Genomic DNA, 19,034 nt, shown 5'->3' with positions numbered 1-19,034 from the left:
TTCAGGCGGCGGCCTTAGCCACCGCCTCCACGACCGAATCGACCACGTCCGATACGAGGACGCGATCGTCACCCTCGGCCATGACCCGGATCACCGGTTCGGTGCCGGACGGGCGAATGACGAGGCGGCCGTCATTGCCGAGCCGCGCGCGGGCCTGGGCGATGGCCGTGACCACGGTTTCCTGCTGAAGCGGGTGGCCGGAGCGATAGCGGACGTTTCTGAGGATTTGCGGCAGCGGATCGAAGCAATGGCAGACCTCGCTCACCGGCCTGTCGGAGCGCTTGACCACGCTGAGCACCTGCAAGGCCGCCACCAGCCCGTCGCCGGTGGTGGCGTAATCCGACATGATGATGTGGCCGGATTGCTCGCCGCCGAGATTGTAGCCGTGCTCGCGCATATGCTCGAGTACGTAGCGATCGCCCACCGCTGTCCGCGCCAGGGACAGCCCGAGACCTTCGAGGAAGCGTTCGAGACCAAGATTGGACATGATCGTGGCGACGAGGCCGGGCCGGGTCAGGCGATCGTCGTCCTGCCACGACCGGGCGACCACGGCCATGAGCTGGTCGCCGTCCACCGATTGGCCCTTCTCGTCGACGATCAGCACCCGGTCCGCATCGCCGTCGAGGGCGATACCGATATCGGCGCGCAATTCCCGGACCTTGGCGGCCAGAGCCGCCGGCGCGGTCGAACCGACATCCTGGTTGATGTTGAAGCCGTCGGGCTCGACGCCGATGGCGATGACTTCGGCGCCGAGCTCCCACAGGGTCTCGGGCGCCACGCGATAGGCCGCGCCGTTGGCGCAATCGACGACGATGCGGAGCCCGTCGAGGGTGATGTTGCGCGGTAGCGAGCGTTTGGCGAACTCGATGTAACGGGCATGGACGCTCTCGACGCGCTTGGCGCGACCGAGATCGCGCGAGCCGGCGAGCCGCTTGTGCAACTCGCCGTCGATCAGCGCCTCGATCTCGCGCTCGACATCATCGTTGAGCTTGAACCCGTCCGGGCCGAACAGCTTGATGCCGTTATCCTCGAACGGGTTGTGCGAGGCCGAGATCATCACGCCGATATCGGCGCGCATGGAGCGCGTGAGCATCGCCACCGCCGGGGTCGGCATCGGTCCGAGCTGCAACACGTCCATACCCACCGAGGTGAAGCCGGCGATCAGCGCGGTTTCGATCATGTAGCCCGACAGGCGCGTGTCCTTGCCGATGACGACCCGGTGGCGATGATCGCCGCGTTGGAACACCAGGCCCGCCGCTTGCCCGACCTTCAGGGCGAGTTCGGGCGTAATGATTCCATTGGCGCGGCCGCGGATGCCATCGGTGCCAAAGTACTTGCGCGACATGGTCTTCGCGTCCCGTCTTCTGTTCACAATAAAGGTCAGCTGATCTCGTCACCCGAGACAATCCTGAACACTCGCCGAATCGATAGTCGATTCGGAACGGTGAAGATCAGGTTGCGACGTCGGGGCGACCTCAACTTGGACACGATCGACCGCGCGGTATCGTTAGCGGCCCATTGAAATGCATGAGCCCGCCGATGGCGGGCTCATGTCAATGACGCAATCGGAGGATGGGCGCCGGTGTCACGCCTGGGGCTGGGGCTCCAGGCCACCATCGGTCTCGCGCGGGCGGCCGCGACCAGCGGACGGGACCGACGAGCCGCGGACGGTGTTGGCAGGGCCATCACCGGAATCGCGGATCGGCGGCTTGCCGGCGATCAGGTTCTTGATCTCGTCGCCCGACAGGGTCTCGTATTCAAGCAATCCCTGCGCAAGCGCCTCGAGGTCGTCCTTGTGCTCGCCGAGGATACGGCGGGCTTCCTCGAGACCGGTCTCGACGAGACGGCGAACCTCCGCATCGATCTTCTGCGCGGTGGCTTCCGAGACCGTCTGCTGGCGGCCCATCGACATCCCGAGGAAGACCTCGTCGTTGTTCTCGCCGTACGCGACGGTTCCGAGCTCGGGGGAGAAGCCCCAACGCGTCACCATCATGCGGGCCAGACGCGTGGCCTGCTCGATGTCGGACTGGGCGCCCGAGGTCACCTTGTCGGCGCCGAAGGTCATCTCCTCGGCGATGCGGCCGCCCATCATGATGGCGAGACGCGAGGTCATCTGCTCGAACGACATCGAAAGCTTGTCGCGCTCGGGCAGCTGCATGACCATGCCGAGGGCACGGCCGCGCGGAATGATCGTCGCCTTGTGGACGGGGTCGGTGGCCGGAACGTTGAAGGCGACGATGGCGTGGCCGCCCTCGTGGTAGGCGGTGAGGCGCTTCTCATCCTCGGTCATGACCAGCGTCCGCCGCTCGGCGCCCATCATCACCTTGTCCTTGGCATCCTCGAACTCGTGCATCGTGACGATGCGCTTGCCGCGACGCGCCGCGAGCAGAGCCGATTCGTTGACCAGGTTCATCAAGTCGGCGCCCGAAAAGCCGGGGGTGCCACGCGCGATCACCTTGAGGTCGACATCCGGCGCCAGCGGCACCTTGCGGACGTGAACGCGCAGGATGCGCTCGCGGCCGACGACGTCGGGGTTCGGCACCATGATCTGGCGATCGAACCGGCCCGGACGCAGCAGGGCGGGGTCGAGCACGTCGGGGCGGTTGGTGGCCGCGATGATGATCACGCCCTCGTTCGCCTCGAACCCATCCATCTCCACGAGAAGCTGGTTGAGGGTCTGCTCGCGCTCGTCGTTGCCGCCGCCGAGGCCGGCGCCGCGATGGCGGCCGACGGCGTCGATCTCGTCGATGAAGATGATGCAGGGGGCGTTCTTCTTGGCCTGCTCGAACATGTCGCGCACGCGGCTCGCGCCGACGCCGACGAACATCTCGACGAAGTCGGAGCCCGAGATGGTGAAGAACGGAACGTTGGCCTCACCCGCCACCGCGCGGGCGATCAGGGTCTTACCCGTGCCGGGGGGGCCTACGAGAAGGACACCGCGCGGGATGCGACCGCCGAGGCGCTGGAACTTCTGGGGATCGCGCAGGAACTCGACGATCTCCTGCAGGTCCTCCTTGGCTTCCTCGACGCCGGCTACGTCGTCGAAGCTCACGCGGCCCGATGCCTCGGTGAGGAGCTTCGCCTTGGACTTGCCGAAGCCCATGGCGCGGCCGGCACCGGATTGCATCTGGCGCGACAGGAAGATCCAGGCGCCGATGAACACCAGGATCGGCAACCAGCTGACGAGGAGCTGGATGAACCACGGGGTGTTGTCCGAAGGCGGGCGCGCGGTGATCTGCACGCCCTTGCTCTGGAGCTTGGAGACGAGGCCCGGATCGTTGGGGGCGTAGGAGGTGAAGTTGCCGCCGCCGACATAGGTGCCGCTGACGTCCTGCCCGGAGATCACGACCGTCTGAATCTTGCCGGAATCGGCGTCGTTCAGAAGCTGGCTGTAGGCGATCTCACTGCCACCACCGCGATGACCCGGGTTCTGGAACAGGGTCACGAGGGCGAGCACAAGCAGGAAGATGACGACCCACAAGGCGAAGTTGCGGAAGTTCGGGTTCATCGATCAATCCCTGGAGGCATCCGGGTCCGCAGCGCGATCGGGGCGGATCAGTCCGGACGCTTAAGCGCAATGTAGGCAGCGCGGCTCTCCTTGCCAAGTAAATCGGTCGGCCCTGCGGCAAGGCCGTCGCCGTCCGTCCCCAGGCGAGGGTGAGTCGGGCGTCGGGGCGGTGCCGGGCCGACGCGCAGATCACCGGTCCGAGTCGCCTCGAACAGGAGCCCGGACAGGGTCCGGCGCAGGGGCATGCGCAGGCGCAAGGCCGGGAGGATCGCATCGAGGACGAGATGTTCAAGGCGTTCGAGCCGGACGACGCCCCCTCCCCCCGCCTGTTCGAGCGCCAGCGCCACCACCCGCAGGACGATGGCGTCCGCAACCGCGACGAGACCGGCACCGTCGAGGACGAGTCCGTCGACGGTCTTCGCCTTGTGGACCTCGGCGAGGGTGTTTCGAGCGGCTCGGGCCAGGGCATCGTCGTCTCGGGCGACACGCTCGGAGAGGCGACACAGCCGTGCAGTGCTCAAGCCCTCCCCGGCGAGTTCGGGCATGAGGCGACGCAGGCGGGCGCGGGCGAAACGCGCGTCGTAATTCGATGGGTCGCTCACGAATGCGAGCCCCATCGCCTCGCAATAGGCGACGAGATCGGCCTTCGGGATCGCGAGGAAAGGCCGTGCGAGGTGCACGCCGTCGCCGAGATTGCGCTCGCGCCGCATGCCGGCGAGGCCCGCTGGGCCGCTGCCGGCCAGAAGTCGCATCAGCACCGTCTCGGCTTGATCGTCGCGGGTGTGGCCGGTGAGAATCAACCGGGCGCCATGGTGGCGGGCAAACTCCGCCAGGAGCGTGTAGCGCGCCGCCCGTGCGGCGGCCTGGATGCCGTGAGCCGGCTTCCCGTCTGTCCAGGGCAGGATATGATGGGCAAGGCCGAGGCGTCGCGCCAGGAACCCGACGGATTGGGCTTCGGCGGCGGATTCCGCACGCAGGCCATGGTCGATCGTGGCGACGTGAAGCTGACCCGATCCACCGACCCGCGCGGCCGCCTGCATCAGGGCGGTGGAATCCGGGCCGCCCGAGACCGCGAGGACGATGGCTGCCGGCTCCTCTGAGACGAGGTAGGGCCGGAGGGTCGCCTCGATACGGGCGGTGCTGTCGTCCGCTGGATTCACCCCGTGCAGCGCGCGCGCTTCTGCTCGCGGGCGACGCCCTGCCGGACGCTCTGCCCCGCCGCCGGGAATTTGCGATCGAGTTCGGCGAGCGTCGCACAGGCCTGCTCACGCGCGCCGAGGGCGTTGAGCGACGCACCGAGTTTCAGCATCGCGTCGGGCGCCTGGGGCGAACGGGCGTAGTCGGTGGATACCTTCAGAAATTGCTCGGCGGCTTCGCGATTGCGATTGCGCTGGAGATAGCTCTCTCCGAGCCAGTAGGTCGCCGACGGCACCAGATTGTCGCGCGGGTGCGATTGGATGAACTGGCGCAGCCCCATCTCCGCCTGCTCGTATTGCCGTTGAAGGATATAGGCGTAGGCCGCTTCGTAATCGGCGCGCGCGTCGCCGGTACCGGTGGCCGCGACGCTCGCTGGGCGGCTCGGCGTCGACAAGGCGCCGGTGGTCGGGACACGCGATGGCGGCGTCAGGTCCACCGGGCCGCCGAGGCCGGGCGGCGACAGGCCCGGCTCCTCATCGTCGGCCTCGACCACCGTGGGGGGGACGCTGCGACCGCGCGGCGCCTCGGCAGCCGAGGATGGCGCGATCGAGGGGGTCGTCGTGCCGAGCTGCATCGGCGTACCCGGGCGGCCGGGATTCTGGTCGGGATCGAAGGCATCGCTGCGCTTCTGCGGCTTGGCCGCCCCCGGATTGGTGCCGGAGGGGCCGGACGCCGGGCGGCCGCCCTTGCCTTCCTGCAGGCGGAACTCGACGTCCTCCTGGAACTTCCGCAGTTGCTCCTTGAGCTGGCGGTTCTCGTATTGCAGCGTCTCGATCTGGCCCGCCGTCTGCCGGGACTGGTTCTCCAGCCGGTTCAGACGCACGACGAACTCGGACGCGTCCTGGGCCGTCGCCGGGGCGACGGCGACGAAGGCGATACAGGTTGCGAGAAGCAGACGGGCAAGCATGACGGTTCGGCACCGATGATCGTGTCGGAAGGGCGCACCTGTGACGGTGCGCCGCCCCATAACAGTTGCACCCCACCGCGGCAAAAGTCGGGCCGTCGTCGGTCCTATGAACCGGCGCCGCGATCGAGCACCGTCACCGCACGCCGGTTCTGCGACCAGCACGAAATGTCGTTGCAGACCGCCACCGGGCGTTCCTTGCCGTAGGACACCGTACGGATACGGCCGGCGGCGATGCCGCGCGAGGCGAGGTAGTCCCTCACCGACTGCGCGCGACGCTCGCCCAGCGAGAAGTTGTATTCGCGGGTGCCGCGCTCGTCGGCATGGCCTTCGACAAGGAAGGTGTAGCGCGGATAGCGCTGCAGCCAGGTCGACTGCTTGTCGAGGGTGGCGGTGGCGGTGGCGGTGAGATCGGTGGAATCCGATTCGAAGAACACCCGGTCACCGACGTTCACCACGAAATCCTGGGCACTGCCCGGGGTGTTGGCCCCGGCGCCGAAACCGGAGGCGTCGGCGAGATCCTTGTCGTTGGTGCAGGCGGCGACGCTCAGGGCGGCGCAGAGGGCTGCCGCCAGCGGGAGCACGCGGAAGCGCGCGATCGTGACCATGGTCTGTTCTCCTCGGACGATGCCGACGGCTTCGAGAGCCCGTTCGGGGCGGCGGATGCCCGGTCGGGCGTGTCGGTTGCGCCGTGTCTAGTCCGGCGGGGTTAAGCGAAGGTTCCGTCAACCTTGACGGAGCCTTGCGATCGGCTGATCAAAGATCCGGGATGTGTTAGCGGACACAGAGAATCCATGCCTTCAGCCGAGCCAGGATGTCTTCGGACATTGCGGCACGGCCGCGGCGATCGGGTCGCCCTGACCCGTTACGGCCAAGCTGTTGCGCCCCGGCAACAGGCTGTGTCAGCCCTGGGTTTCCAGGTCCGTGATCGCCCGTATCGCACCGGCGGCCGCCATACGGGCTGCGTGAAGCGGCGCGGCGAGGTCTTCGCCACGCAGGCAGGCCCGTTCGATCTCGAAGCACCGCCGCGACAGATCGGTGAAACCGAGGGAGCCGCTGACCGACAGCAGGGTGTGGGCATCATGCCCGAGGGTGGCGCGATCCGAGGCGGAACCGTTCAGGCGGCTGCCGATCTCGACCTTCAGACGGGACAGAAGGTCCATCAGGTGCGAGCGGCCGAACATGACCTCGAGCTCCGCCAGCGTATCGGAATCGTAGATCGGGTGATCCTCAACGGCCTGCAACGAAACCTCTTCTGAGGACGGACGGTCCGGCATCGTCATGTCCACGGCTGCTTGCAGGGGCTCAAAGTCGATGATCCACACCTCATGTTGATCGGGCTTTAACCATTATCTGACTGATTCATCTCTGCAAAGAGTTGGTGGCACTTATGGCGAACGGACGACAGGTTCTCGTTGTGGAGGACAACTATCTCCTCCTCGAAATGCTCACCACGCTCTGTGAACGAGAGGGTGCGCAGGTCGTCGCGGCATCGAGCGGCGAAGCCGCACTGGCGTTGATCCGCGAAAAGGGCGCCAAGCTCGATTGGCTGCTCACCGACATCAACCTGCCGGGCCTCATCGACGGCTGGACCGTGGCCGATGCCTACCGCACGGTGAATCCGGACCGCCCGGTCATTTACGCTTCGACGGCAGGGCGCATCGATCGCCGCTCGGTGCCGGGCAGCATCTTCCTGCGCAAGCCGTTTCGCATGCACGATGTCGTCGCCATCGCCCGGATGATGATGGGCGCGGCCGCTGTCTCACCACTGCGTGCCGTGGGCTGAGTCGTGTCGATTTATCGCTTGGGATGATCGGATTTCGTCGCGCGATCCGGCGCCCGAATCCCGCGAAGTTGCTGCACGGTCACGCCGCGGTGTCGGCGCCGTGGAACAGCGCGCGGACCGCTTCGCTTTGCCGCCACGCTTCGACCCGGCCGCAGGCGAGGGCCTCCACTCGGTAGCAGGCATAGATAGCGAAGCTGGCCGCGACGAAGGCGGGGAGATCGAAGAGCACCGGCACCGCACCGGGGCGCCCCTTGCGCTTGAACAGCGTGGCGCCCCGGAGGCCATAGCGCGCTGCGATCTCGGGATAGAGCGGCCAGACCGCATCGGCCGCCAGCTCGTCGGCGAGGTAATCCTCCACGGCCACCGGAAGCGGCGCGAGGCCGGCCTCAATGGCGAGGCGCCGGGCGACATCGCCGAGAACGAACAGCTTTGGATGATTGAGGACGTGCATGAAGCAGCCCCGCCGGGTCCAGAGCGCGAAGTCGCGGTCGAGGGGAAAGGCGAGATCGCGGGCACTGCCGAGCAGATAGGTCGTCGCGTCGTCCCAGGCCGCGTAATAGCCGAGCCGGGCGAAGACCGCGTCCCGAAACAGGGCCACGGTGGCGTCGACGTCGAGGCCCTCGAGATAGGCGCACAGCGCGATCGCCGAGTGGTACGGCCCCACCGGCGACGACACCAGGCGGGCTGCCGAGAGCGCTTCGACATCGCCCACATGCACCATGTCGGGATGGAAGCCGGGAAACAGGATGGTCGGGAACAGCCGGAACCGCGAATCTCCGGCGGCCAGCGCATGGACGTTGCCGCCCTCCACGAAGCCTTCGGGAAAGAACTGCGAGAAGACGTGGTCGAACCCGATCAGGTGGTCCGTCAACCGGTCGAGGCTGCCGTGATTTCGCGCCAGCGACGCCACCGGGAGAAGGCTTACCGCCGCGTCGGGCAGGAGCAGCCGGAGCGATTGCGCGATGCCGTCGGCCTGGCAATTGCCGATGACCGCGATGCGCGCGCCGGTACGCTTCGGGGCGGACCCATCGTCCGGAGGCCTGCGGCGCCACGCTCCCGCCCAGGATCGCATCGAAGAGACCGATCGTGCGAGGGTGCGGCCGTGTGAGGCGATCTTGCGCGGCAATGTCGTGTGCGCTCGGATGGAGATGCCGCCGTGGTGAAAAACCCTTATGCCGATCTACCGGCCGAGCGATTCTGGCGCAAGGTCGTGGCCGGGGTTCCCCCCTTCGCACTGGCGCCCGGACCGAGCGCGCGCTTCACCATCACGCGGGATGCCCGCGTCGCCACCGCCGGAAGCTGCTTTGCCCAGCATGTCGCCCGCGCGCTGTCGGAGGCGGGCTTCAACCATTACCTGGCCGAGATGGCCCCATCGGATCTGGCGGCCGGGATCGCGGCGACGCGCCAGTACGGCACCTTTTCGGCGCGCTACGGCAACGTCTACACGGCGCGCCAGCTCCTGCAGCTGTTCGATCGGGCCTATGGCAGCTTTACCCCGGAGCTGTCGGCCTGGGCGCGGCCGGACGGGCGCCTCGTCGATCCGTTCCGTCCCGGCATCGATCCCGAGGGTTTTGCCGACGAATCCGAACTCGCCGCGTCGCGGGCCGACCATCTCGCGGCCGTGAGGACGATGTTCGAAAGCCTCGATGTGTTCGTATTCACCCTCGGCCTGACGGAGGGCTGGATGCACCGCGCGGACGGGGCGATGCTCCCCGTCGCCCCCGGCGTGATCGGCGGAAGCTTCGATCCGGAGACCTACGCCTTCGTCAACGCGCGGGCGGGGGAGGTCCGTGCCGACATGCTGGTCTTCCTCGACCGGCTGTTCGGCGTGAACCCGCGCGCACGGGTGATCCTCACGGTCTCGCCGGTCCCGCTCATCGCGTCCTACGCCGACCGGCACGTCCTGGTCTCGAACGCCTACAGCAAGGCGGCCCTGCGGGTGGCGGCCGAGGAGGTCTGCGCGGCCGAACCGCGGGCGATCTATTTTCCCTCCTACGAGATCGTCACCAGCACGGCCAATGCCGCGCGCTATTACGACGACGATCTGCGTACGGTAACCCCGGCCGCCGTCGCCCATGTGATGCGGGTCTTCCTCGACGCCTTCACCGAGACGGCGGAACGCTCCATCGTCACGAGCCCGCTCGGGTTCGAATACGCGCGCGCTGCAGGAATTATCTGCGACGAGGAGGCGATCGAGCGCAGCCTCGCCTGACGCCAGCCTATTGCAGGTGCTTCGCGTAGGTGTCGCCGGCAGCGCGCTTGAGTTCGGCGCCCGCCTCCGCCCCGATCCGGGCGGCATCGGCGACGAGGCCGGAGCGCTGCACCGCCCAGTGGGCGCTGCCGTCGGGGAGAAACAGCAGGCCGTCGAGATTGAGGGTGTTGCCCTCGATCCGGGCGAGCGCCGCGATGGGTGTCCGGCACGATCCGTCGAGCTCTGCGAGCAATCCGCGCTCGGCTGCCAGTTCCGCCGTGGCCCGCGACGAGACCAGCGGCGCCAGCAGGGCGCGCACCTCGGAATCGGCCTCGCGGCATTCGATGCCGAGGGCGCCCTGCGCCACTGCCGGCAGCATCTCGTCCACCGACAGGACAGAGCGCGCCATTTCGGCCATGCCGAGACGCTCCAGGCCGCACAAGGCCAGCAGCGTCGCGTCGCAGGTCCCCTCCTCCAGCTTGCGCATGCGGGTGTTGGCGTTGCCGCGCAGCGGCACGATGCGCAGATCCGGCCGGCGCATCAGCACCTGGGCGGCACGGCGCAGGGACGAAGTTCCGATGCGGGACCCTGCGGGCAGATCGGAGAAGCCCGCGGCGCGTGGCGAGAGAAAGGCGTCGCGCGGGTCGTCGCGCTCCAGGATGCAGGCGATGACGAGGCCATCGGGCAGCCACGTCTCCACGTCCTTCATCGAGTGGACCGCTACGTCGACCGTGTCGTCGTAGAGGGCCTGTTCCAGTTCCTTGGTGAACAGGCCCTTGCCGCCGATCTCCGAGAGCGGCCGGTCGAGGATGCGGTCGGCCACCGTGTTGACCACGACGATCTCGGTCTGAAGGCCCGGATTGGCGGCGACGATCTGGTCGCGCACCATCCCGGTTTGGGCCAACGCCATCGGGCTGCCGCGGGTACCGATACGGAGGGGGCGCTGGATCATGGGCTTGGCACGCTCGGACAGATTGCGGACCCGCCCCTGGTACGCAGTCCTGCGAAATCTGTCACCGGTGCGCTGCAAAACGCCGGCCCCGATCGAAGGTCGATGGGTCCGTCGAATTGTCCCGATCGATGCAGGACTTGGGAAACCATGCGTAGACGCCACAGGCGGTGAGAGCACCGAGTTTAGGCGAAAATTATCGCGCGCTCGCTTAGTCTTTCTCTCACGACCTCTCGGACGCTGGCGGATGAAACCAAGCAAGCTCGAAGCCTTCTATGTCGAGACCTTCGGAGCGCGCGATGTCGCCCCCGACGCTCGGCCCGAGCCGTCCGTGCGCCGTGACGAGAGGCCGAGGCAGAAGCGGGAGCGCAGCGGCTTTGGAAGACGGCTCGTGGTGCGGCTCGGATTGATGTTTGCGCCGATGGCGATCCTCGGTGCGGTGGCGATGACGACGGATTGCTCGCGGCGGTCACCGACATCGATGATCCCCGAAATCCTGCGCAGCACCGCCTGTGCGCGTCAGGGCCTCATGACCCAATCCTCGGCTCTGGAAGGCACCTTCCGGACGATCTCAGACCACCTTCGATAGGCGACGACCTCCGACGCGTCGTCTCGCGACGCGGAGATGGTTCACGAAAGACTGCCGAGTCTCGGCGAGCGAGGACCGATGCAACACGTCTCCGAGGGAATGGTGCGCGCGGAGGCCGGAGATTCTGCCGCTGCGGCAGAGCCCGATGACGAGGCGCGGCATCAGGCGCTCGTCGCGAGACTCCGCGCCGCGCCACCTTTTACCTCTCGTGGACGCCAGCCCGGCGTCGCGCGGCTTTGGGCGGAACCCGACACGGGCGTGAAACGCGTCTTTGCCATCGGCTGGAAGATGTCGCTGTTTCTCGACATCGTCATGATCGCGACGCCGGTGCCGCTCGTCGTGGTGGTGCCGCCCTATGTCGAGTGCCGGGAGCGCGAGCGCACCGTCGGCTTCTTCGTCGGCGACACGATCCGGGCGTGTACGGCCCGGGGCATCGAGGCGCGCTGGCAGAAGCTCGACAGCCGCCTCAAGATGATAGTCCGCAATTCCGGCCGCTGAGCGTGGAATCCGCGCCGTCGGCCGTCCAAAATCGTGGGGTCAGAAGGCCTGGAGCGCCAATTCGGTGTGCTCGACACTCGGGGGCGCGTCGAAGCACGGCGAGACCATTGCGCGGTAATCCTTCCAGGCCTGGGAGCCGGTGAAATCCACCGTGTGGTTTTCCAGGGTCTCCCATTCGATGAGCAGCCGATAGCGCTGCGGCTTCTCCACCGACCGGCGGAGCGCGAAGCTGTGGCAGCCCTTGGCGACCTTGAAGATTGCGGAGGCCTTGGCGATGCCGGCCTCGAACTCGGCCTCCATGCCGGCCTTGACGTCGATCTGCGCGATTTCGAGGATCATAGTGCTTTGGTCCCTTAAGCGAGAGGAATTGGAGAGTTATTGCAGCGGCCGGCCGAGCGTCCGGGCCAGGATACGCTGCGGGCTGCGCTCCGGGTCGGCCTGGGCCGCCACCGGCAGGTAGGCGGTCTGCTCCAGCATGTATTGTCCTCCCATGGCGCCGTGCATCACGAGGTCCGAAAACGTCACCCAGGTCTGACCGGGGGTGAAGCGCACATCGGCCTGTGGCGCGCTCGCCTGATAGGCCATGTCCTGCTTGAGGGCGTCGTGCAGGTGAAGCATCAGGTGGTCGTATTCGGAGCGCTTCGCCTTGGTGATGCGCAGGGCCGCGAGCAGGCGCGCCGAGAGCGGCGAATAGCCCGGTAGCTTGGGTACGAACTTCTCCGCCATCGAGGCGAAGTCCTCGCCCACGCGCCACAACCGCGGCTGACCGCTCGGATTGATGTTGCGGAAGATGCGCAGGATTCGCTTCTCGCCGATGGGGTTCGACGGGAAGGCGTCGACATGGAGCCGGGTGTCGTCGCGCCGCCAGCTCAGCTTGCGCCGGTCGACGTCGAACGGGCGGTACGACGTGCCAGCGAGCGAGACCTTGCCGGTATAGGCCGGCAGATACCGGTCGACGAGCGCCTGGGCGAAGGTGCGGTAGCGGATCAGGACCTGGCGCAGGCGCTCCTGCTCCTCGGGGCTGCCGGCGGCACCCTTGAGGGTCGCGGCCGCGCCGCGGATATTGACGTTCTTGGCCTTGCCGTCGGCGAACGGACGCTCGACGAAGCGCTGCTCGAATGCGTCGAGCGGGAAGTCGAGATCGGGGAAAACCAGCACCGCGCCGTTCTCCAGGGCGTCGACCAGTGCGGGCGCGCCGGGCGCCGGGCCGTCGCGGGGCACGGAAAGGATCGGGCTGATCATCGAAGGAAACGTCCTGAAGGCCACAGGTGGACACGCTTTACCCGAACGGCCCGGCCGATACCAAGCGCATCCTGCGCCAAAGGTCTCCGTCGCAATTCGATGCCGTGCCAGCGCGGCATGCCTCGTCGCGCGCGTCGACGCTCAAGAGCAAGACGCCATCAGTAAACCGCATGAATAGCGGTGGATGACTGATGCAGGCGGTTGTCAGCACTGTCGGGCAGGCTCAACCATCATCCGCAAAGCCGGCGCAACCGCGACGCGATCCGGCACGTTTGATCGAGAGCCGAGGGTCCGCAGCCCGGCGGCGAGGATGCCCGACGATGGCGACGCTCAAGGAATTCGAGGAATCGTTGCGCGAGCATGGGATGCTCATGGCGCTCGCCCTCTTGGAGCGGCTGCGCGACCGTGACCGCGCCGTGCGCACGATCAAACCGGCACGTCGGCTGACGGGCCAGAAGATGACGCCCGAACTCGCCCGCGCGATCCTCGATATGCACGCTTCCACCGGCATGACCCAGCAGGAGATCGCGTTCAAGGTCGGGGTCAATCAAGGCCGGGTCAACGAGGTGATCAAGCGCGGCAAGTGGCTCAACGACGATCCCCATGCTCCGGAGGCCATCGCCCGCGACAAGGCGAAGGCGCGTCTGCGCGGCGAGCCATCGGGCCAGCGCACGGTAGCGAAGCCCTCGGTCAAGAGTTCTGCAAGACGGCCGAAGACCGCGGCCCCGCCGCGTCGCCAGAGCCCGCAGGGACAACTCGTCTTCGGCGATCTCTGAAAACCGGGCGACGCAACGGGCCGACCCGGTTCGGCGTTTGTCCCATCCGTGCCGCGGATTCGCGTCGAGGATGGGAAAACAGAATGGTTCGTCGCATCGCCGTGATGCTTCTGGTGCTGGGCGTTTGTCCGGCCAGCGCCCAACGCGCGTCGACCACTGAGATGTCTTGCGCTCAGGCCAAGGGCACGGTGACCCGGCAGGGCGGCATCGTTCTGGGTACCGGCGGGCCGACATACGATCGCTTCGTCCGCGACCGAGGTTTCTGCGAGATCACCGAGATCACAATCCCGGCCTTCGTGCCGGCCAAGGACAATCCGAACTGTTTTGTGGGCTATCGCTGCAGGGAGCCGGGTCTCGGTGATCGGTTCGGCGATGGGTTTTGACGCTTATCCGCCTAGTTGACTATGATCCGTTCCGGCGGGGCGATTACAGATGGATCGCCCCACCGGTTCCAATGCGATCGGGCCCTGATATGCCGCATCGGCCGCAACAGTCTGACGGACCAGTTAGCGTCGGAAACTCCATCCACGATTATCCTGTCGATCATCCCAAACGACCAATCCTGAGGCGCCGCGCAGCGGCCTCGAAGGAGCCCTCCAGTGCGCTGCGGCTCAGCAGGATAACGGCGACGTCTCGAAAAACGCGTCCGACGTGAAAGCGCCCCGGCCTTGCGGCCGGGGCGGTCGTACGGAACACTCCGACAGGGGTTAGGCGGCCTGGCGGGCCGTGCCTTCGATCACCGGGGCGGCTGCAGCGCGGCCGGTGGCGATCTGAATCTGACGGGGCTTTTTCGCCTCGGGAATTTCGCGGACGAGATCGATATGGAGCAGGCCGTTTTCCAGCACCGCGCCCGTCACCTGGACGTAGTCGGCGAGCTGGAAGCGACGCTCGAAGCCGCGTGCGGCGATACCCTGATGCAGGAGCTCCACAGTCTTGCTGGGATCGGCCTTACGCTCTCCCTTCAGCGTCAAAGCGTTCTCCTTCACCTCGATCGCGAGATCGGAATCGGTGAAGCCGGCCACCGCCACCGTGATCCGGTAGGCGTTCTCTCCGGTGCGCTCGATGTTGTAGGGCGGGTAGGTCGGGACCGCATCGGTGCTCACGAACTGGTCGAGGGCCGAGAACAGACGGTCGAAGCCGACGGTGGAGCGATAGAGGGGAGCAAGATCGAACTGGCGCATGACATATTCTCCATAAGAAGCAACATGTTTAGACTCGGTCCGCCCAAGGGCCGGACCTGTCGCACCGCGGTATTGGCCGGTGCCTCCATGATATCGGAGTGGTCTCAACGGCCTGCAAGAGCCTGGGGCCGCCTCGCCTGCGGGATTTTCGCAGGTCTTCCTCGCTTCAGGACCTGCCGATGCTGACGCTGCGCTCGACACCCGACAACCCGGTCCCGCCCGGTGGCTCCCTCAAATCGGTGCGCACCGATGACGGGCTCGAACTGCGCGCCGCCCATTGGCGTCCAACCACCCGCACCGTGAAGGGCACGGTCTGCCTGCTCCAGGGCCGGGCGGAGTTCATCGAGAAATACTACGAGACCATCGCCGAGCTGCGCGGCCGGGGCTTTGCCGTCGTCGCGTTCGACTGGCGTGGGCAGGGCGAATCGCAGCGTCAGATCGACGATGCGCATCGCGGCCATGTCGCCCGCTTCGACGATTATCGTCGCGATCTCAAGGCGATCGAAGACGCGATCCTGCGTCCGGCGATGCCGTCGCCGCATGTCTGCCTCGCCCATTCCATGGGGGGCGCCGTCGCCTTCACCGGGGCGGTCGAGGGCTGGCTGCCGTTCAGTCGCATCGTCGCCCTGGCGCCGATGCTGGCGATCCGCATGGTGCGCTGGCCGGCGGGCGCTTCGGTTCTCGCGCGCCTGCTCCACGCCGGCGGTCTCGGGCGGCGCTATATCCCGTTCGGTTCTGCGATCTCGATCGCAACGAAGCCGTTCGCCGGAAATCGCCTGTCGGGCGACCCGGCGCGTTACGCCCGCAACGCGGCGGCTGCGCGCGCCGTCGGCTCCGGCGCCGTCGGCGATCCGAGCATCGCCTGGCTCGCTGGAGCGTTCCGGACCATGGACAGGCTGGCGAACCGGCGCGTACCGGGGGCCATCGCCCTCCCGACGCTGATCGTCGGCGCCGGAGCCGATCCCGTCTGCGACACGGCGGCCACCGAACGCTTCGCCCAGCGTCTGCGGGCGGGGCACATCGTGGTGCTGCCCGATGCGCGCCACGAAATCCTGTCCGAGCGCGATCCGATCCGCGAGGACTTCTGGGCCGCGTTCGATGCGTTCGTACCCGGCACCGCGATCGCGGACTCGTCGGTTGCCGACGGACCAGAACGGGTATCCGCCGACGTCTGAGACTGCCTCGCGTGAGCGGACCTAGGTGGTCCAACCGACCGTCACAGCCCGTCGGGATGGAGGGGTCGGTCGATCAGGGATTCAGGTGGCGGAGCGCGGCCTCGTGCAGGGCTCGATCGCCGGCGGCGACGATGCGGCCACCCTGGGAGGCGGTTCCGCCATCCCACGCCGTGATCACCCCGCCGGCTCCTTCGATGATCGGGATGAGGGCGACGATGTCGTAGGGCTTCAGCCCGGCCTCGACGACGAGGTCGATCTGGCCGGCCGCCAGCATGCAATAGGCGTAGCAATCGGTGCCGTAGCGCGACATCCGCACGCTACCTTCGACGGCAGCGAAGCGCGCGCTCTCGTCGCCGTCGGCAAAGAGCCGTGGATCGGTGGTGGCGAGGACGGCCTCATTGAGCTTGACACCGCGGCGCGTGCGCAGGGTGCGTTCGCCGCGGGCCGAGCGGAAATGCGCGCTGGCGCCGTCACCGGAGAAGCGCTCGCCGAGATAAGGCTGGTGCATCAGCCCGAGCACCGGCTCGGTGTGGCGGGTGAGGCCGATAAGCGTGCCCCAGGTCGGCAGGCCGGACACGAAGGCCCGCGTCCCGTCGATGGGGTCGAGCACCCAGACGCACTCCGCCGAGAGATTCTCCGAGCCGAACTCCTCGCCGAGAATGCCGTGGGTCGGGAAAGTTCGCCGGATCATCCCGCGCATGGTGACTTCCGCCGCACGGTCGGCCTCGGTGACGGGGTCGAAGGCGCCGGCGCCGCGAGTCTTGTCGTCCATCCCGAACGCGGCGCGGAAGAATGGCAGGATCGCCTGCCCCGATTCCGTGGCGAGATCGTCCATGAACCGCGCGAGATCGACGACGCTCATCGGGGTAGCTCCGTTGCTGTGCGGTAGCCCGCGGGCCGACCGCGAGCGAAGCGGATGCGGCAGCCCAGCGTCAACCCCTCGCCGCACGAAACGGCGACGGTGCTAGACCGTCACCGGGGCGGCGACCGGGTGGTCTGCCCCGCGATCGGCCGGGCGTGGGGCGGAGGCGGCCTGTCCCTCGGTCGCCGCGATCACCGCCTCCACCGCCGAGCGCAGGGACGAGACGTGGACGTCCGCCGCGATCGCTTGGCGCTGGGCTCCGTCGTCGACACCCGCATCCTCGGCCTGCCAAAGGCCGACGACGATCCTGGCGTCGGGCATTCGGCGCTTGAGCCGTTCGACGAGGCGGCGCAGATGGGTCGGCTCGCCGCTGATCGCCGTCGACACGACGCAGATCAAGCGCGCGGAACCCGGATCGAAAGCGTCGATCCGTGCCCGCGCCACGTCGGAGAAGGCGACGGTTCGGGCGCCGATGCCGCGTTTGGCGAGAAGCTGCGCCAGGATCGCGCAGGCGGATTCGTCGACGAAGCTGCGGCCGGCCACGCACAGAACGGCGCCGTCTTGCTGCCAGCCGGCGGAAATCTGCTTGGCCTCCGGCGCGTCGGGATCGGACCGGCCGGTCTCGACCTTCACGTCGTCACGCTCCGCCAATTCCTCGATCAGCCCGGCGACGCTGCCGCGGATATCGGTCTTCTGTTCGGAGGTCAGGACCCCGCGGGCCGCGTCGCGGGCGGCGAGTTCGAGGCCCTTGATCACCACCTCGTCGTAATAGGCGGTGAGCGAACAGGTCTTGAGGATCAGATCGGCATGCTCTTGGACCTCGTCGGGGTCGTCCGCGAGGATGCGCTGGTAGAAGTTCTCCACCGGCGTCAGGGCCGGCCGGTCGCCGAACAGGACATCCAGGAATTCGAGCTTGTCGACGTGGCGGCCCAGCACCACGAGGCAGACGGTGAGCGGGGTCGAGAGCAGCAAGCCCACCGGCCCCCACAGCCAGGTCCAGAACAGGGCCGAGACCAGTACCGCGAACGGCGACATGCCGGTGGACTGGCCATAGAGCATCGGCTCGATGAAGTGGCCGACCAGGGGCTCGAGGATCAGGAACAGGATCAGCGTCGCGATCAGCATCGACCAGCCGGGATCGACGGCGGCCGCGAGCGCCAGGGGGAAGATCGCCGAGACGACGGCGCCGATATACGGCACGAATCGCATCAGCGCCGAAAAGATGCCCCACAGAACCGGGTTCGGCACGCCGATGAAGTACAGGCCGATCCCGATCACCAGACCGAAGGCGCAGTTGAGAGCGAGCTGAACCAGGAAGTAGCGGCTCAGGCGCCGGGTGGCGTCGTCCATCGCCACGGTGGTCCGATGCAGATCGGAGGAGCCGACGAGCCGGATCATCCGATCGCGCAGATCCTCGCGCTGCATCAGCAGGAACAGCAGCACCACGAAGACGATGCCGGCGGTGGCGAGCGGATGCAGGATCGGTGACAGCAGGGTACCGGCGACGGTGATCGCATCCGGTGCATGATCCTTCACCTCGACCAGGACCGCCTTTTCCGGAGGTGCGGCGGTCGGCGCGGTTTTGGGCGCAGGCTTGGATTCCGGTGTCGGCTTGGGCGTCGGCTTGGCGTCGTCCTGAGGCATTGTCCGGCCGATGCTGGCGACGTAGTCTGCCATCCGGCCGGCCGGCGTATCGCGCAGTCCCTCGACCTTGTGCTCGATGGTGGAACGATAGCGCGGCACGTCACCGGCAATATCGGCGAGCTGGACCCCGATCAGCGTAGCCAAGGCGCCGGCGACACCGAGCGCGATCAGGACCGAGGCGGCCACCGAGGGGAACCGCCCGAAATGCCAGCGCCGCAGCAGGTTCACCAGCGGTCCGAGGACGAAGGACAACAGGATCGCGATGGCGATGGGGATCAGGACGTCGCGCCCGATATATAGGCCGGCGATGATCAGCGCCGCGACCACGAGCGGAGAGGTCAGGGTCGGTGACGGCGTCTCGGCCGCTGCGATCCGTGTCGGCCGCGGTGGGATCAGTGGAGCGTTCGTACTCGGTCTCGTCGCCATGCCGGTTCCGTCTCGACGCTAACGTTACGCGCGACCACCGCGGATGGGTCGTCACGGTCAGCAACGGTGGTTGAATACAAAACGATCCCTCGATCGCCCGCCATCG

20 protein-coding genes are annotated in these 19,034 nt (G+C 67.3%); 7 read left to right on the top strand and 13 right to left on the bottom strand.

Features of this window, described 5'->3' with window-relative positions:
• Position 1: 1 nt before the first annotated feature.
• From glmM to G3T14_RS04940, 6 genes are all read right to left on the bottom strand, one after another.
• A complete protein-coding gene (gene glmM / locus G3T14_RS04965; protein ID WP_163640655.1) occupies positions 2 to 1,345 on the bottom strand; it encodes a phosphoglucosamine mutase in 1,344 nt (447 codons plus the stop codon).
• A gap of 240 nt (positions 1,346 to 1,585) precedes the next feature.
• A complete protein-coding gene (gene ftsH, locus G3T14_RS04960; protein ID WP_163640653.1) occupies positions 1,586 to 3,508 on the bottom strand; it encodes an ATP-dependent zinc metalloprotease FtsH in 1,923 nt (640 codons plus the stop codon).
• 47 nt (positions 3,509 to 3,555) lie between these two features.
• Positions 3,556 to 4,668, bottom strand: coding sequence for a tRNA lysidine(34) synthetase TilS (tilS, locus tag G3T14_RS04955; RefSeq protein ID WP_348645210.1), 1,113 nt, complete (start codon positions 4,666 to 4,668; stop codon positions 3,556 to 3,558).
• On the bottom strand, positions 4,665 to 5,612 hold the full coding sequence (gene ybgF / locus G3T14_RS04950) for a tol-pal system protein YbgF (RefSeq protein WP_163640644.1): 948 nt from the start codon (positions 5,610 to 5,612) through the stop codon (positions 4,665 to 4,667). The genes tilS and ybgF overlap by 4 nt, the downstream gene beginning before the upstream one ends.
• A 104-nt stretch (positions 5,613 to 5,716) precedes the next feature.
• Entirely contained in the window at positions 5,717 to 6,217 is a 501-nt protein-coding gene (pal, locus tag G3T14_RS04945) for a peptidoglycan-associated lipoprotein Pal (protein ID WP_163640642.1), read from the bottom strand.
• Between the two features lie 294 nt (positions 6,218 to 6,511).
• Complete coding sequence (locus tag G3T14_RS04940) at positions 6,512 to 6,934, bottom strand: Hpt domain-containing protein (protein ID WP_348645209.1); 423 nt, start codon at positions 6,932 to 6,934, stop codon at positions 6,512 to 6,514.
• Positions 6,935 to 6,999: 65 nt separating this feature from the next.
• Here G3T14_RS04940 and G3T14_RS04935 point away from each other — a divergent pair, with 65 nt between their 5' ends.
• Positions 7,000 to 7,395 (top strand): response regulator, encoded by a 396-nt coding sequence (locus G3T14_RS04935; RefSeq protein ID WP_163640640.1) that lies wholly within the window; start codon positions 7,000 to 7,002, stop codon positions 7,393 to 7,395.
• 79 nt (positions 7,396 to 7,474) lie between these two features.
• Here G3T14_RS04935 and G3T14_RS04930 read toward each other — a convergent pair whose 3' ends face one another.
• Positions 7,475 to 8,467: a WcbI family polysaccharide biosynthesis putative acetyltransferase gene (locus tag G3T14_RS04930; protein WP_163640638.1), complete on the bottom strand. Its 993-nt coding sequence runs from the start codon at positions 8,465 to 8,467 to the stop codon at positions 7,475 to 7,477.
• Between the two features lie 84 nt (positions 8,468 to 8,551).
• Here G3T14_RS04930 and G3T14_RS04925 point away from each other — a divergent pair, with 84 nt between their 5' ends.
• Positions 8,552 to 9,607: a GSCFA domain-containing protein gene (locus tag G3T14_RS04925; RefSeq protein ID WP_163640637.1), complete on the top strand. Its 1,056-nt coding sequence runs from the start codon at positions 8,552 to 8,554 to the stop codon at positions 9,605 to 9,607.
• A 7-nt stretch (positions 9,608 to 9,614) separates the two neighbouring features.
• On the opposite strand, the gene hemC is transcribed toward G3T14_RS04925, so the two are convergent.
• Positions 9,615 to 10,538 carry a hydroxymethylbilane synthase gene (gene hemC, locus G3T14_RS04920; RefSeq protein WP_163640635.1) on the bottom strand — a complete coding sequence of 308 codons (924 nt, stop codon included), beginning with the start codon at positions 10,536 to 10,538 and terminating at the stop codon, positions 9,615 to 9,617.
• A gap of 244 nt (positions 10,539 to 10,782) precedes the next feature.
• Here hemC and G3T14_RS04915 point away from each other — a divergent pair, with 244 nt between their 5' ends.
• Both G3T14_RS04915 and G3T14_RS04910 read left to right on the top strand, forming a co-directional pair.
• Entirely contained in the window at positions 10,783 to 11,124 is a 342-nt protein-coding gene (locus G3T14_RS04915) for a hypothetical protein (protein WP_163640626.1), read from the top strand.
• Between the two features lie 258 nt (positions 11,125 to 11,382).
• Positions 11,383 to 11,622: a hypothetical protein gene (locus G3T14_RS04910; protein WP_163640624.1), complete on the top strand. Its 240-nt coding sequence runs from the start codon at positions 11,383 to 11,385 to the stop codon at positions 11,620 to 11,622.
• Positions 11,623 to 11,661: 39 nt separating this feature from the next.
• Here G3T14_RS04910 and G3T14_RS04905 read toward each other — a convergent pair whose 3' ends face one another.
• Together G3T14_RS04905 and G3T14_RS04900 are read right to left on the bottom strand one after the other, a co-directional pair.
• On the bottom strand, positions 11,662 to 11,961 hold the full coding sequence (locus G3T14_RS04905) for an antibiotic biosynthesis monooxygenase family protein (protein WP_163640622.1): 300 nt from the start codon (positions 11,959 to 11,961) through the stop codon (positions 11,662 to 11,664).
• Positions 11,962 to 11,997: 36 nt separating this feature from the next.
• Entirely contained in the window at positions 11,998 to 12,864 is an 867-nt protein-coding gene (locus tag G3T14_RS04900) for a Kdo hydroxylase family protein (protein ID WP_163640620.1), read from the bottom strand.
• Between the two features lie 320 nt (positions 12,865 to 13,184).
• On the opposite strand from G3T14_RS04900, the gene G3T14_RS04895 reads away from it, so the two are divergent.
• The gene (locus G3T14_RS04895; protein WP_163640618.1) at positions 13,185 to 13,640 is read left to right on the top strand and encodes an RNA polymerase subunit sigma-70; all 456 of its coding nucleotides are present in this window, start codon (positions 13,185 to 13,187) and stop codon (positions 13,638 to 13,640) included.
• Between the two features lie 83 nt (positions 13,641 to 13,723).
• A complete protein-coding gene (locus G3T14_RS04890; protein ID WP_163640616.1) occupies positions 13,724 to 14,023 on the top strand; it encodes a hypothetical protein in 300 nt (99 codons plus the stop codon).
• A gap of 324 nt (positions 14,024 to 14,347) precedes the next feature.
• Here the strand turns inward: G3T14_RS04890 and G3T14_RS04885 are convergent, their stop codons facing one another.
• Entirely contained in the window at positions 14,348 to 14,821 is a 474-nt protein-coding gene (locus G3T14_RS04885; RefSeq protein ID WP_163640614.1) for an Hsp20 family protein, read from the bottom strand.
• 179 nt (positions 14,822 to 15,000) lie between these two features.
• Between G3T14_RS04885 and G3T14_RS04880 the strand changes: the two genes are divergently transcribed.
• Positions 15,001 to 15,996: an alpha/beta hydrolase gene (locus G3T14_RS04880; RefSeq protein ID WP_163640612.1), complete on the top strand. Its 996-nt coding sequence runs from the start codon at positions 15,001 to 15,003 to the stop codon at positions 15,994 to 15,996.
• A 73-nt stretch (positions 15,997 to 16,069) separates the two neighbouring features.
• On the opposite strand, the gene hisN is transcribed toward G3T14_RS04880, so the two are convergent.
• Positions 16,070 to 16,858: a histidinol-phosphatase gene (gene hisN, locus G3T14_RS04875; protein WP_163640610.1), complete on the bottom strand. Its 789-nt coding sequence runs from the start codon at positions 16,856 to 16,858 to the stop codon at positions 16,070 to 16,072.
• A gap of 102 nt (positions 16,859 to 16,960) precedes the next feature.
• Positions 16,961 to 18,928, bottom strand: coding sequence for an AI-2E family transporter (locus G3T14_RS04870; RefSeq protein WP_163640608.1), 1,968 nt, complete (start codon positions 18,926 to 18,928; stop codon positions 16,961 to 16,963).
• Between the last annotated feature and the right edge of the window lie 106 nt (positions 18,929 to 19,034).

This window comes from Methylobacterium sp. BTF04 (assembly GCF_010692745.1).
Classification (GTDB): Bacteria; Pseudomonadota; Alphaproteobacteria; order Rhizobiales; family Beijerinckiaceae; genus Methylobacterium.
This window is presented reverse-complemented; position numbering and strand designations above follow the sequence as displayed.